At 33.8% G+C, this 13,579-nt stretch carries 19 protein-coding genes; 11 read left to right on the top strand and 8 right to left on the bottom strand.

Annotation, left to right across the window (positions count from 1 at the left end):
• The first annotated feature begins 11 nt into the window (after positions 1–11).
• Complete coding sequence (locus WDZ98_RS10375) at positions 12–428, top strand: transcriptional regulator (RefSeq protein ID WP_368057660.1); 417 nt, start codon at positions 12–14, stop codon at positions 426–428.
• Here the strand turns inward: WDZ98_RS10375 and WDZ98_RS10370 are convergent.
• Positions 425–739, bottom strand: a complete 315-nt coding sequence (locus WDZ98_RS10370) for a DNA-binding protein (protein WP_368057662.1) — start codon at positions 737–739, stop codon at positions 425–427. The two genes, WDZ98_RS10375 and WDZ98_RS10370, sit on opposite strands and share 4 nt — an antisense overlap.
• A 51-nt stretch (positions 740–790) precedes the next feature.
• Positions 791–1,306 carry a DNA-directed RNA polymerase subunit K gene (locus WDZ98_RS10365; protein ID WP_368057664.1) on the bottom strand — a complete coding sequence of 172 codons (516 nt, stop codon included), beginning with the start codon at positions 1,304–1,306 and terminating at the stop codon, positions 791–793.
• A 52-nt stretch (positions 1,307–1,358) separates the two neighbouring features.
• On the opposite strand from WDZ98_RS10365, the gene WDZ98_RS10360 reads away from it, so the two are divergent.
• Positions 1,359–1,745: a cyclophilin-like fold protein gene (locus WDZ98_RS10360; protein WP_368057666.1), complete on the top strand. Its 387-nt coding sequence runs from the start codon at positions 1,359–1,361 to the stop codon at positions 1,743–1,745.
• On the opposite strand, the gene WDZ98_RS10355 is transcribed toward WDZ98_RS10360, so the two are convergent.
• On the bottom strand, positions 1,727–2,038 hold the full coding sequence (locus WDZ98_RS10355) for a winged helix-turn-helix transcriptional regulator (protein WP_368057668.1): 312 nt from the start codon (positions 2,036–2,038) through the stop codon (positions 1,727–1,729). The genes WDZ98_RS10360 and WDZ98_RS10355 overlap by 19 nt on opposite strands.
• 106 nt (positions 2,039–2,144) lie before the next feature.
• Here WDZ98_RS10355 and WDZ98_RS10350 point away from each other — a divergent pair, with 106 nt between their 5' ends.
• Positions 2,145–2,357 carry a hypothetical protein gene (locus WDZ98_RS10350; RefSeq protein WP_368057670.1) on the top strand — a complete coding sequence of 71 codons (213 nt, stop codon included), beginning with the start codon at positions 2,145–2,147 and terminating at the stop codon, positions 2,355–2,357.
• Here the strand turns inward: WDZ98_RS10350 and speY are convergent.
• The gene (gene speY / locus WDZ98_RS10345; RefSeq protein ID WP_368057672.1) at positions 2,354–3,442 is read right to left on the bottom strand and encodes a deoxyhypusine synthase; all 1,089 of its coding nucleotides are present in this window, start codon (positions 3,440–3,442) and stop codon (positions 2,354–2,356) included. The two genes, WDZ98_RS10350 and speY, sit on opposite strands and share 4 nt — an antisense overlap.
• Before the next feature lie 103 nt (positions 3,443–3,545).
• Here speY and WDZ98_RS10340 point away from each other — a divergent pair, with 103 nt between their 5' ends.
• Both WDZ98_RS10340 and WDZ98_RS10335 read left to right on the top strand, forming a co-directional pair.
• Positions 3,546–3,881 (top strand): hypothetical protein, encoded by a 336-nt coding sequence (locus tag WDZ98_RS10340; RefSeq protein ID WP_368057674.1) that lies wholly within the window; start codon positions 3,546–3,548, stop codon positions 3,879–3,881.
• Positions 3,882–3,954: 73 nt separating this feature from the next.
• Positions 3,955–4,086 carry a hypothetical protein gene (locus tag WDZ98_RS10335; protein WP_368057676.1) on the top strand — a complete coding sequence of 44 codons (132 nt, stop codon included), beginning with the start codon at positions 3,955–3,957 and terminating at the stop codon, positions 4,084–4,086.
• Between the two features lie 13 nt (positions 4,087–4,099).
• Here WDZ98_RS10335 and WDZ98_RS10330 read toward each other — a convergent pair whose 3' ends face one another.
• Both WDZ98_RS10330 and WDZ98_RS10325 read right to left on the bottom strand, forming a co-directional pair.
• Positions 4,100–4,597 (bottom strand): pentapeptide repeat-containing protein, encoded by a 498-nt coding sequence (locus WDZ98_RS10330; protein WP_368057678.1) that lies wholly within the window; start codon positions 4,595–4,597, stop codon positions 4,100–4,102.
• Between the two features lie 59 nt (positions 4,598–4,656).
• Positions 4,657–4,809, bottom strand: coding sequence for a hypothetical protein (locus WDZ98_RS10325; protein ID WP_368057680.1), 153 nt, complete (start codon positions 4,807–4,809; stop codon positions 4,657–4,659).
• 162 nt (positions 4,810–4,971) lie between these two features.
• Between WDZ98_RS10325 and WDZ98_RS10320 the strand changes: the two genes are divergently transcribed.
• The 3 genes from WDZ98_RS10320 to WDZ98_RS10310 all read left to right on the top strand — a co-directional run bounded on the left by WDZ98_RS10320 (position 4,972) and on the right by WDZ98_RS10310 (position 8,516).
• Entirely contained in the window at positions 4,972–6,840 is a 1,869-nt protein-coding gene (locus tag WDZ98_RS10320) for a threonine--tRNA ligase (protein ID WP_368057682.1), read from the top strand.
• A gap of 3 nt (positions 6,841–6,843) precedes the next feature.
• The gene (gene speB / locus WDZ98_RS10315; RefSeq protein WP_368057684.1) at positions 6,844–7,719 is read left to right on the top strand and encodes an agmatinase; all 876 of its coding nucleotides are present in this window, start codon (positions 6,844–6,846) and stop codon (positions 7,717–7,719) included.
• Positions 7,720–7,943: 224 nt separating this feature from the next.
• Positions 7,944–8,516, top strand: coding sequence for a CDP-alcohol phosphatidyltransferase family protein (locus WDZ98_RS10310; RefSeq protein ID WP_368057686.1), 573 nt, complete (start codon positions 7,944–7,946; stop codon positions 8,514–8,516).
• Positions 8,517–8,518: 2 nt separating this feature from the next.
• On the opposite strand, the gene WDZ98_RS10305 is transcribed toward WDZ98_RS10310, so the two are convergent.
• Complete coding sequence (locus WDZ98_RS10305; RefSeq protein ID WP_368057688.1) at positions 8,519–8,806, bottom strand: 30S ribosomal protein S26e; 288 nt, start codon at positions 8,804–8,806, stop codon at positions 8,519–8,521.
• A 261-nt stretch (positions 8,807–9,067) separates the two neighbouring features.
• Here WDZ98_RS10305 and WDZ98_RS10300 point away from each other — a divergent pair, with 261 nt between their 5' ends.
• Together WDZ98_RS10300 and WDZ98_RS10295 are read left to right on the top strand one after the other, a co-directional pair.
• A complete protein-coding gene (locus WDZ98_RS10300; protein WP_368057690.1) occupies positions 9,068–9,937 on the top strand; it encodes a PfkB family carbohydrate kinase in 870 nt (289 codons plus the stop codon).
• 40 nt (positions 9,938–9,977) lie between these two features.
• Complete coding sequence (locus tag WDZ98_RS10295; protein WP_368057692.1) at positions 9,978–10,976, top strand: NAD(+)/NADH kinase; 999 nt, start codon at positions 9,978–9,980, stop codon at positions 10,974–10,976.
• Between the two features lie 9 nt (positions 10,977–10,985).
• Here WDZ98_RS10295 and pyrG read toward each other — a convergent pair whose 3' ends face one another.
• Complete coding sequence (gene pyrG, locus WDZ98_RS10290; RefSeq protein ID WP_368057694.1) at positions 10,986–12,599, bottom strand: glutamine hydrolyzing CTP synthase; 1,614 nt, start codon at positions 12,597–12,599, stop codon at positions 10,986–10,988.
• A gap of 131 nt (positions 12,600–12,730) precedes the next feature.
• Between pyrG and WDZ98_RS10285 the strand changes: the two genes are divergently transcribed.
• Positions 12,731–13,504: a plastocyanin/azurin family copper-binding protein gene (locus tag WDZ98_RS10285; protein ID WP_368057696.1), complete on the top strand. Its 774-nt coding sequence runs from the start codon at positions 12,731–12,733 to the stop codon at positions 13,502–13,504.
• The last annotated feature ends 75 nt before the right edge of the window (positions 13,505–13,579 follow it).

The raw sequence follows: 13,579 nt of genomic DNA, 5'->3' as shown, positions 1-13,579 counted from the left end.
CCTTGAGAGTTATGTTACTTCCTGCTGAAATTGAATCAAAGACTTTGATTCCTGCATTGCGAGCTATTCTTGCCAAAAGACTTGCAGAAGATCACAATATTAGAGAAGATGAAATTTCAAAAATGTTGGGTGTGACTCAAGCTGCAATTAGCAATTACATTAGAGGCACTCGTGGGGATCCTTCTTTGATTGCCAAACTTTTGGCAGAAAAACAAGTTGCAATCATGATAGATGAATTAAGCGACAGTCTTTCTTCTGATATGGCATACACCCCATCCAGCCTTTCTAAATTCATTGGACTTTGCAATTATATCAAATCAAGTTTGTTAATCTGTGAAATTCATCACAATTTGGAATCAAACATAGATGAACAAGTATGTAAAGAATGTGAAAACATGCTTCTCAAAGGTCCTGGTAGTATTTACTAAATTTTATTTAAAATAATTTGTATTGTAGATGTCATATTGCCAATTCCTGCGGCTGCTACTGTATCTAAGATGATTTTCTCTACTTTAGAATTGCCTTTTAGCATTTTTTCTGTAATTATGTTTGCCACAGCTACTGCATTAGGGATTGAATTTCCTCTTGATTTTAGAATTATTCTTTTTTTCTTACCCAAAATTGCTAATACCTCTATAGCTGATTCCATCACTGGATAATTTCCAATTTCTATAATGGCTACATCAGACTTGTCGGTCTGCTCTTGACCATGTGGTATGTTTGTCTCTTCCATGAGCATTGTTCAATTACCAGAAATTTTATGTTCTTTTAAGTTTTATCGACCATTGATTCATTTTTCAAAGAAGTCAATTGGTATATTTTGATAATCTCCATTTGGGAGTACTCTTCTAATTGTTATTGGGATTACTCTTTCCTCTAGTTCCTGCATCGAAATATCTAATGATATTCTTGCATTTTTTGGTATTGGGATGAACGGTGGTGCACCTAATGATAACTGTAATGCTCTTGCCCCCATGATTCTTGCTTTTTCAAATCTTGTTAATGTTGGTGGGCCGATTGTGATCTTTCCTTTCTCACAAGGAATTTCTACTGCATCATGCTCTTCGATTTTTTCAACAACTTCTCTTTCTTCAATCTCTTTAATTCTTTTTTCTAAATTGCTTTGTTCTTTTTCAGTTAATGGGTCGCCTCCTTCATTTTTCTCAATTAGTTTTCGATAAGTATCAATTGCTTTATTTAATCCTGCATTTTCTTCTGGCTCTTCATCCAGATTCATGTCTGTTTGTAACTCTTCTTCTTCTGGTTGTGGAGCTTCTAACAATTCAGTATCATTGAAATCAGACAAGTAACGAAATTTTCTTAAAACGTTATATAATCTAATCATTTTAAAGTACGAATTGAGTACATCATCAGTCTCGAGAAAACAACTTGTTTTAGAAATTCGAGGAAAAGCAAAAATTTCATGTGATCTTAAACGTCATCTATCTCCTAGAACTGTTGGAAACATACTAAGATCTTTACCTCTGGAAGGACATGCTCATCAGTTGGGAAAAAATATTTTCTATTTTGAAACAAGCGTTGATTCTGGAATTGAAAGGTCTAGAACTGAATTTAAAAAAGGCGATGTTGCATTTTTACCCTCTACTGGAAGTATCTGTTTTTTTCTCAATGACGTTGATTCTGGAAAAACTATGACTCCACTTGGCAGACTAGGTGAAAACATTGATGCATTAAATGATGTTAAATCTGGTGATGTTTTCTGTATCTATGAAGAAACAGATTGATACAAGTAATGACCTGAATATCCGCCAACTCTTTTTACAATTCCTTTGTTTGTTGCTTCTCTTAGAAATGCATTTGCTGCAGATATTTTAACTCCTGTCTGTCTTGCTAAATCTTGAATTGTGACAACTTTTGAACTTTGAATAATTTTGAGTGCTTGTTGCTCATTTACCTTAACTGTGATTTCTGCTTTCTTTGGTCCGCCTTCTCCTTTTTCTTTCTTACCTTTCTTTGTGTCTTTACTGCTTGCAGATTTGTCTTTACTTGCAGCTGTTGGTTTTTTTGCTCCACCCATAAATTAAGAAAAAAATATTCCTCTTATAAACGATGAACCAATTCTAGTCTCTGTAACTCAATGATTTTTTTCTCAAGTATAAATAACATTCATGCTATTATCTTGTATGGGCGTAGTTTCAAAAGGTGCAAAATGCAATGTATCTAATTGTGACAAAGATGGTGCACGTTCTCTTAATACTAGTAAAGTTGAAAATGCTGGTCTTAGTGTAAATTCATCCGGCAAAAAAACTGTTCTTTGCAAAGAGCACTATAAAGAATACAAAAAAGAATCTAAAGATGATCGAGATCTTGAACGTGCAAGATTTGACAAGTTTTAGTTTCTTGATTTCTTTTTCTTGTTTGCTGGATTTTTAAAATAATCTTCACTTAGTTTTTCATATAGTTTGTTTAATTGTTTGTACAGCCTTTTTGGTTTTCTTGCTTTTTGATTACTAAGAACATACAATGCAAGAATTGGAAACGCTATTGTGGCATCTGCATATACTGTGATCATTCCATTATGTGCATCTTGAACTTTGCCCCAACTCTTTCCTTCTTGAAGTGTTGCACCTGACAATCCTCCGGTATCTGGACGTGCATCTGTAATCTGAATGATATAGTCTTGTCCTCCATCTTCTCTTTTCAATATTTGATCCAATAATGGCCCTGTTTGCTGCGCTGTGTTTTTTGGCACTCCTCCCCCTAATTCTAAAATTCCTGATTTTTTTGAATTGTATAGAATTGCCGCTTGTTCAATTATCTCCCTTACAAAGTCAAGATTGTATATTTTATTTTCTAATCTATGGACTGCTAAATTAAGTGCCAATGAAGAATCTTTCATAGTTGAAATGTATACTGGAACATCATAATCATATGCACTTGTTATGAAGCTTTTTTCTGGATATTTGGCGTTTTCTTTACTTAATTTTCCCATCAAATTACAAAACTCTGCAGTTGTGAATGGTTTATCTGGAAAATCCTTACCAAACATTTTTTGAACAAGCGCATCTTGTGCTTCTAATGTCTCATGAAATTTGATATACACGTCTCTGATCCTCACAATTTCATTTTCATACAATTTCATATCATCTACATCAAAACTTCCTTGTTTTACTGGTAGGCCCCATGCAAAATGATCTTCGTGATAGACATTGGCACCTGTAGTGACTATCCAATCAATGAATCCTTTCTCAATCAGTGTCTTTATGATTCCACCAAAACCCACAGGGGTCATTGCTCCTGATACAGTAAGACAAATTGTAGCATCTTCATTGATCATTTTAGCATAAAGTTTTGCAGCCTCTCCTAATTGTCTTCCATTATACCCTGAACTTGCAAAAACATCTACCAAGTCTTCTATTGTCATTTTTGGATCTAATTTTATGTGTGGAATGTCTTTCCCATGAAATTTATGAGGATCCATATTTTGCAAACTGTTTTTTCACTAAATAATACTATCGCATGTTTATTTTATAATCATTTGAATCTCTCAAGTACTTATTTAGGAACAATTCATCATCTAATCATTGAACATCATTGATTTATACGATCCACAAAGAGTTGATAAAATCCCAGACGATGTCAAAGTCTTACTTGATTCAGGAAATTTTATTCAAGATGAATTTAAAATTTTAAAAGTTGAATTGAGACTGTATGTTGAAAAAACTGATCTATCTTTGGGTACTTATTCCTTGATTACTTCATTTGTTCAAACTGACAAAGGCTCAATTGAGATGATTTATGATGAGGGATTCAGAGGAGAGGATTCCCTTTTAAGATCTGCTGACTTTCTAACTTCCAATTTAGGGGTATCTGGGTTGATTTTACGCTCAATCATATCTCTTCGTGAAAAAATAAATTAATTCTTGCGTTTTACGTCTGTTATTAGAATTACAAACTAGTGATTTTATCGTTAATTTAACTATCTTGCTTAGTATGAATACATCTATTTCACAAGTTGAAAAAATATTTGATGATGAAGCTCATAAACTAAACACGGAACTTCAAATTGCATTGTTGAAATGGAAGATAAGTTCTATGCAGAAAAAGACTACATTTACATTTTAATTATTTTGAATGATTACCACGGTTTACCATGTTTGACTAACTCCATTTTTGCCTCATACGACATGGTCTCTAATGTATGTAAATCATAGTTTGCATTTGTAAAATTCACAGATGTAAGAATTGCACCATCAAAATTTGCATGTCTGAGATTTACTCCACTGAGATTTGCATCTTCTAAATCTGTGTTTCTTAAATCAGTATAAAATAAATCCGCTCCACTAAGATTCGCATCCTTCAAATCAGCACCGTATAATTCCGCATCCCATAATTTTGCATTGGACAGATTGATTCTTCGCATATCTGCTCCTCTTAGGCTGACATAAAATAATATTGAATCACTCAAATCTGCTTCAGTGAGATCAGTGCAACTCAAATCAGCATTGTGGATGTCTCTTTTTTTAAGATTGGCTCCTTTCATATTGGAATCTGATAAATCCCTTCCAATCAATTCCTCATACTCAAAATTTATCTTTGTAAGATCTCGTTTTCTAAAAACATCTGATGGATTCATCGTATGCTTGATTATCAGAACTAACACATTTGAATTTAGATCTATCTTATTTTTGATATCTAATTGAACAGTTCCAACTCTTGTAAGATTTTACCCATGGAGTGTTTCCACCGTCGCATCTCTTCTACTCCGTGAGGCCTGTTATCTTCTAATTCTTTTTTCTGCTTTAGTAACTCTTGATGTCTTTTGGAATCATTTCTTTTTGCATGCACATCTGGTATTGTTCATTTTTGAATAAATTTCTATTCAATACTGCTAACTCTGCCTCTTGCTAGAATCTATTTGGTATGTCATTTTGTATTCAAATATTCATATTTTTGAGAATCTATTGTTTTGAGAATCGTATATTTATGCCACTTTTAACATGTCTAAACATGCGCATATTGCAACTTCACTGTGATAATATTGAATACACTCCTACCAAAAAGGAGATACAATCCGCTGAAGATATTGAAAATCCTCAAACTCAAAGACTAGAAGAAGTGGTTGTTGTATTTGTTGCAATAGAAAATGGCGATGACTCATCAGTTGCCAAAAACGCTATTTCTCAAATAAAAAACTCTATGGAAAAAATTGGCTGTAAAAAATTATTGTTATATCCCTATGCTCATCTTAGTTCTAATCTTGCAAAACCGTCAATTGCAATGAATCTACTCCAAGAGATGGAAGATGGTGCATCTGATCTTGAGGTATCTCATTCTCCCTTTGGATGGACTAAATCATATAAAATACAAGTTAAAGGCCATCCTCTTGCTGAAAGCTCCAAAGTTGTTACAAAGGATTCTGGTGACTCAAAACCTGATGAAGAGTTAACCTCTGACGCTTTAAAAGGTGAATCTAAAATTCGCTCTTATTGGAAAATACTCTCTCCTGATGGAACAATGACTAACATTGGTGATTTTGATTTCTCAAAACATAAAAAATTAGAAATTTTAGCAAAATACGAATCTGCAAAAATTCGTAAAGTTGACCAACCTCCGCCACATGTTGCATTAATGAAAAAAATGGGAATTGCAGATTATGAACCTGCATCTGATTCTGGAAATATGAGATTCTACCCTAACGGTCGTTTGATCAAATCGCTGATTGAACGTTATGTTACTGACAGAGTCAAAGAGTATGGTGGGTATGAAGTTGAAACTCCAATCATGTATGATTCAGAACATCCAAGTATGGTTAGTTACTTTAATCGATTTCCAGCCAGACAATACAATATCGACTCTGAAGGTAAAAAACTCTTCTTGAGATTTGCTGCTTGTTTTGGGCAATTTCTTATGGCAAATCAATATCAATTATCTTACAAGAATTTGCCCTACAAACTCTATGAACTAACTCGTTACAGCTTTAGACGAGAGCAGTCAGGTGAACTTGTTGGTTTGAGGCGATTAAGAGCGTTTACCATGCCTGATTGTCATGCATTTTGCAAAGATATGCCTCAGGCAATTAATGAAATCAAAACTAGATTTGATTTATCTCAAAGCGTTCTTCGAGAACTTGGAATTGATGATTCTGATTATGATATGGCCATTCGATTTACAGAGGACTTTTACAATGAAAACAAATCTGCCATCACTGAACTAGTTCAAAAGCATGGAAGACCTGTACTAGTTGAGATGTGGAAAGAGAAATTCTTTTATTTTGTCTTGAAATGGGAATTTAATTTTGTGGATAGCCTTGGGAAAGCATCTGCATTATCTACTGATCAAATTGATGTTGAAAACGGAAATCGATATGGAATTGATTTTGTTGATGAAAATAACGTAAAACACAATCCAATCATTTTGCATAATTCTCCTAGTGGTGCTATTGAAAGAATAATCTACGTATTATTGGAAAAAGCAGCAAAAGACTCCTATGAAGGGCGAAAACCACAATTTCCTTTATGGTTGGCACCAACTCAAGTTAGAATCATTCCACTTACAGAAGACTTTGATGATTTTTCTGAAACATTAAGAAACAAAATTTCTTTAAGCAACATTCGTGTGGATATTGATGATAGAAATGAAAGTATTGGAAAGAGAATACGTGAAGCAGAAAAAGAATGGATACGATATATCTTGGTAATTGGAGAAAAAGAAACAAATTCACAGAATCTAAGTATTCGTGACAGACAAACCGGTGATGTTAGGGATCTCTCTTTTGATGATTTTATTAGTGAAATTAACAATCAGACTAGTGGAAAGCCTTTCACCGGTTTGAATCTCCCAAAATGTCTCTCAAAGAGACCCAACTTGATGGTGTAGATTATGAGTTTTCTTGATTTATACATGAACAAAAACCCTCTGATTACTGCATCTGATTCTGATTCTGAGCCTGTAGCTACAATATTTGGAATTCCTTTTGATGCCACACACTCTTACAAACCTGGATGCAGATTTGGACCTGATGCCATCCGTGATTCTTTTAATAACATTGAAATTTTCCACCCTGATCTTAAGATTGATTTAGAGACTGTAAATATTGAAGATTTAGGAAACACTCGTCATACTGTAGTTGCATCTGAAATGATGGATATGGTAAGAAAAATCACTACTGAACTTGTAACAAGACAAAGACAACTATTCATCTTAGGTGGCGAGCACTCTCTTACATATGGTACGTATACTAGCTTTCCCAAAGAGACTGGGTATGTAGTTTTTGACGCTCATTATGATTTACGAGATGAATTTGCAGATATAAAATTGAGTCATGCATCATATTTACGAAGAATTGTTGAGGAAAGAGGCCCTGAAAACATTTTACATGTTGGCGCTCGAGCTTTTGTAAGAGAGGAATTAGAATTTCTCACTGAAAACAAAATTAAAACAATTTCTGATAGAGAAATCCGAGATGGAAAAGGACCTCGACTTTTAAAAGATTATGTATCTACATTTGATACAATTTATTCTAGTTTTGATCTTGATGTTTTGGATCCTGCATATGCTCCAGGTGTTGGTAATCCTGAAGCATCTGGTATTACTTCTAGGGAATTATTTGACATGATTCATTCTTTTGACAATATCAAAGTAACTGGTGTTGATATTGTTGAATTAAATCCATATCATGATAATGGTGCAACTGCTTCACTTGCCGCAAAAATTATCTCTACATTAATCGCATTAAATTTATCTCAAAACAATTAATTTTTTTTAGAATACGTCTTTATGTAAATTGTAAATAATCTGCCAAAACTTGTAATCCCTGAAATTACAATTTTAAGTGCTACATCCATGCATGTTATCATATATGCATCAGATTTACTATTTCAAATGTTGATATATTCAGACATAATTTTGGGCATTTTTGTGCTGTTTTGCCTCATTTTCACTCCTGTTTCCTTTATTAGATGGTATTTTGGGTGTATCACGTGTTAAATAATCTAAGAGATGCTCTGCGTCCAACTCTTGAGAAAATTGGAAAAAGATTCGCATCTACAGGTCTGTCTCCTAATTTTTGGACTGTGGTTGGATTATCCTTTGCATTGATATCTGCAATTGTTTATGGATTGGGAGTTGAATTTGGACTAGTTATTGGTGGTATTCTGTTACTTGTATCTGGATTCTTTGATATGGTTGATGGACAGGTTGCTAGAGTAACTGGCAAGACTACAAAAAAAGGTGAATATCTTGATTCAATGTTTGATAAAATTGCAGAAGTTGCAATCTTTTTAGGAATTTTAGTTGGTGGATATGCCGAGCCATATCTTGTGTTACTTGCAATTACTTTGTCATTGTTGGTAAGCTATGCTAGAGCAAAATCTGATATTATCAACATAAAACTCCAAGGTATAGGTATTGGTGAAAGAGCTGAAAGGCTTTTGGTAATTGCAATTATTGGAATTATTGGTTTTATGGATTATGCTGTAGTTATTGTGGTGATAATATCTGGAATTACTCTGATACAAAGAATGATTTTCACTGCAAAAAATATTAAAGAATAATACTAACGAAGTTTTCCACGTTTTCTTCTGCTATCTTCTGATCTAATTTTGAGAATCTTGAAGTGAATTGCACATGAAATACAATAATGTTTCAAAACTGTTGGGGATGCAATGTATGCTCCTTGTGCACGTAGTTCTTTAGCTAATGTATGCTCTACTAGATTTAATCTAGATGTGACTTTTTTTGCTTTATCTTTAGGAACTGTTTGTCCACAGTTTGTACATTGTACTGTTCCTGTTGAACCTTTTCCTCCTTTTGTACGACCTCTACTTGCACGTTTAAGTGGCATGATGATGAGCAAATTTGCCTACTTATATTCTTGTAGAATTCTCATAGAAATTTGGTAATTGGTGCCTAAAACATGAGAAAAACACATCATGTTTTAATTATAGGGCGAATTAATTCAATCGATTATAGTGCAAGGCTTGTGTCATAGTTGCTTTAGATCCGGGGTTGACTTGGAAATACACAAAGGCAGGATTCTTTGTAAGGATTGCCTTGACAAAAGTAATGCAAAAAACTAAATCCACATCCTCCTAAATCAATGAAAATGAAATTAGCAATTTTTTCACATTGTGCAATTGACACCATAACAATTAATGGAAATAACTACGAACAAATCGGTGGTGCTGCATGCTACTGTGGAATCACTGCAAGACAATTCAAATTTGATGTTGATTTGTTTACGAAATTTGGTTCTGATTTTCCAAAACAATATTTGACTGAACAAAAAATTAATTTGATCAATTCTAACTCTGAAAAAAATACTACTAAATTCACAATATCAATCACTGACTCTGATAGAACTCTTACACTTGAAAATGAATGTGATCCTATAGAATATTCTAGTATTGGTGCAGATGGTCATCTTGTTAGCCCGATTTTTAATGAGATTTCTAGTGTCGCTCTACAAAAAATTAAAGATGACTCTAATTTTTTATTTATTGATCCTCAAGGATTTCTAAGAAGAAAAGATTCACAAAATAATATATTTCTAGCAAATACTGATTTGGATTTGTCAGATGTAAATGCAATTAAAGTAAATCCTGAAGAATCACAATGCATTGTAAATGGAACTCATGATGAAATGATGTTGTCTTTACAGAAAAAAGGAGTTGAATATGTATTGTTGACAAATAAAACGGATGTGTCTCTTTTGGTAAAAGACAAAATTTATTCTATCACTCTTCCTATTGGAGAAATACATGACACCACGGGAATTGGTGATATTTTTTGCTCTGCATTTACTTGTACAATGCTTAAAGAAAAAGACTTTTTGTGGGCATTGTGTTTTGCAGGCGGTGCCGCACAAGCTGCATTAGAATCAAAAAATGTTGGATTGCAGAAAATTCCTAAAAAAGGAACAATTCAAACTAACGCATCATATTTCTATAATTTGGTAAAATTTCGAGACATATAGTGCATTATTCTTTTATTGAAGCCAATAGATTGTCTCTTCTGTGCAAATAGGTATCTATGGTTTTGGAACTGCTAGCAATGCAGCAAAAACTGTCAAAAAAATTCTAGATGATGCAGGTATTCATTCATTTCCAATATCAAAATCAAAGACAAAACAGGCAGATATCATAATTGTCTTAGGTGGCGATAAGGGGGTTAGAAACTATTTTCACCGGACATTTGATTCTACTTCTCCTGTTCTTGGAATCAATGAAGGTGAGGCGAGTGGGTTTTTGGCTCAGGTTGAACTAAGAGAATTTTCAACATATGTTAACATATTAAAAAAACAAAATTACACTGTTGAAGAAGTTCCACGATTAGGTGTAAAAATTGATGGAAAAAATGTTTATCCTGTTTTAAACGATGTGGCAGTGTTTTCATCTAAAAGTGCAATGTTGATGGAACATACACTTCGGGTTAATGGTGAAGAAGTATGGCACGACAACAGTGATGGGATAATTGTATCTACTCCTATTGGGTCTTCTGCATATTCAATGTCTGCTGGAGGTCCTATACTATTTCAAGATTCTGCAGTGTTTGAGATAATCTCTGTAAGCTCACTTGATATAACAAGAAGACCTATCATAGTATCTAACGGAAGTTCAATTGAGATTGATGATATTTCTGCTAGATTACACTGTGAGGTAATTCTTGATGGTTTGGATAGATACAAAGTAAACAAAACTGTTGAGTGTACTCAATTTTTTCCTCCTGCAAAAATTATTAGACTAAAAAAAGACTCAACTGCAATTTCTGCACTAGCAAAAAAAGTTCATCTTGCTGAAGAATTACTTAGTATGCCACCTAGCTCAAAACTGTTATTGAAAACTCTAGAGTATGAAGGGGCCTTGACACAAAAAGACTTGGCAAACAAAACACTACTCCCTGACAGAACAGTCAGATTGGCTTTGAGTAATTTATTGAAAAAAGGTTACGTCAAAAAGAAAGTCTCAATCCGTGATGCCAGACAGAAAATTTATGAGATTTCAAAGATTGAATGATTTTTAAAATTATTCTGAAGCTGCTTTGATAAATGCTGTAAATGCTTCTTCTGGGAATCCTGGTCTACTGTTAAATTCAGGGTGAAATTGTACTCCTAGATAGAATTTGTGGCTAGGTATCTCAAGAATTTCCATTCTTTTTCCATTGTCACTGTCGGCTGAAAATATCAATCCATTCCTCTCAAATTCTGGGATGTATTCTTGATTAATCTCGTATCTGTGTCTGTGACGCTTGCTAATTATAGAAGCGTTGTAAATTTTCTTGGCATTTGTATTTTCTTTGATGATGACATCATTAGCACCTAATCTTAATGAACCTCCCATATCTGAAACATCTTTTTGTTCTGGTAGTAAATCCACAATTGGATTTTTTGCATCTGCCTTAATTTCCGTAGAATTGACATCTTCTAATTTTAATACACTTCGTCCAAATGCAATAGCAGCTAATTGGAATCCAAAACAAATGCCCAGATATGGAATGTTTTTCTCTCTTGCATAGTCTGCAGTCTGGATGATTCCTTCCGATCCTCTAGTTCCAAATCCTCCTGGAACTAAAATTCCATCATAGTTTGATAAAATAGAATAATCTGTGATTGATTCTGAATCAATCCAATCAATATCGATTGACTTTCCAATTTTTGCACCTGCATGCTTTAGTGCATGATTCACACTAACATAACTATCTGTAAGTGTAACGTATTTTCCAACCATTGCAATCTTTACTTTGGAATTCTCGTGATTTATCATGCTTTGAGATATGGCATTCCATTTATCCCAATTAGCTGATGCGTTAACCATTCCAACAATCCCAAATTTTGTAAATATCGAATCCATTATTCCTTGATCATATAATATCTGAGGCACTTCAAAAATTGATTTTGCGTCATGACATGACAGTACATCTTTTGGTGTTACATTTGTAAACATTGCAATCTTTTGTTTAGTTTTTTCTTCTAATGGTAATGTGCATCTAACAGCCAAAAAATCTGGCTGAATGCCTATTCTTCTTAATTCCTGAGCACTGTGTTGAGTTGGTTTTGTTTTTTGTTCACCAACTACATCTAGGGAAGGAGCTAATGTGACATGAACGAATATTACTCTTTGTGGACCTTCTTCAACTTTCATCTGTCTTAATGCTTCAAGAAATGGCAATGATTCTATATCTCCTACTGTGCCACCACATTCTACAATCAAAAAATCAAGTTTTTCATCTTCAGCAATTTTTCTGATTCTATTTTTGATTTCATCTGTAATGTGAGGAATGATTTGTACACATGCCCCTAGATATTCTCCTTTTCTTTCAGCCTCTATTACTGAGGAGTATACTTGAGCAGTTGTAATGTTGTGACTTTTTGGAATGTCTTGATTTAGAAATCTTTCATAATTTCCAATATCCATATCACATTCTCCGCCATCATTAGTTACAAAGACCTCTCCATGAGCTACAGGATTCATGGTTCCTGCATCATAATTTAGATATGGATCTATTTTGACACAGGATACTTTTTGATCTGCCAATTGTAATAATTTTGCAATAGATGATGTGGTTACGCCTTTTCCAAGGCCTGACATTACTCCTCCTGTGACAAAAATAAACTTCGTCTGCACATTACTGAAACACATATCTGGTTTTTGTATGTTTTGTCGACTTTATCAAAACTAATGTCTTTAGATCATGATCAGTTGAAATACTGGTTATTGTCAACTACTATGTGCACACTTTTGTTTTTGCCCTACCGATACTGATTGCAATCATGTCCGTTTCTACTGGATTTGCTTTTGCAGAATCTACTTTTGAAATACTGATCCCTTCTGGAGCATCTGACCCTGGTGCTCCTTATTTTTGGTCTGAAAAATCTACTGGGGTAACAACTGGGGTGATTACGGTATATCCAGGTGACTCTGTTAAGTGGAAAAATGCTGATACTGCATTTCATACTGTTACATCTGTAACTCAATCTGGTGAGATTGATGGTGTTTTTGATAGTGGGTTATTTACTGCAGGTAGTTCATTTGAACAAAAATTTTCAGAGTTGGGTGATTTTTACTACTTTTGTACTCTTCATGAATGGATGAATGGAGTGGTTCATGTTGTAACGAATCCTGGAAGTGTCCAGTCTATTCATAATGTGGGTTCTGGATATAGTGATGATGGTTTAGGATTTGAGGTCAAATACATTCTTGACACAACTCTTCAAAAAGCAGTACATCTTAATCCTGATGCAAAGAGTATCACATTTACAATTTCTGGTGAAACTCAAAATGAACAAATCACACTTACTCTACCTACTAAACTAATTGAAAACCCAAACACTGTTTTAGTTGATGGTACAATGACTGATTTTGATTCAGAGGTGACATCGTCTGGAACAAAGCTAGTAATTCCTATTACTATTGGTACTAAAGAAATTAAAGTTATGGGTAGTAAGGTAATCCCTGAATTTGGATTTTTGGTATTAAGTATTCTAAGTGTTGGTCTTGTCTCAACATTATTTTTGACACGCTCAAAGTTATCCGTATTTCGATAACACAATCTTTACACTTGTGAAGAATTTTTATCTTTTTTAAATAAATTTTAAAAATTCACAACAAAGTTTTTTTAT

The sequence above is a fragment of the Candidatus Nitrosopumilus sp. genome (genome assembly GCF_040878665.1).
GTDB lineage: Archaea > Thermoproteota > Nitrososphaeria > Nitrososphaerales > Nitrosopumilaceae > Nitrosopumilus.
This window is presented reverse-complemented; position numbering and strand designations above follow the sequence as displayed.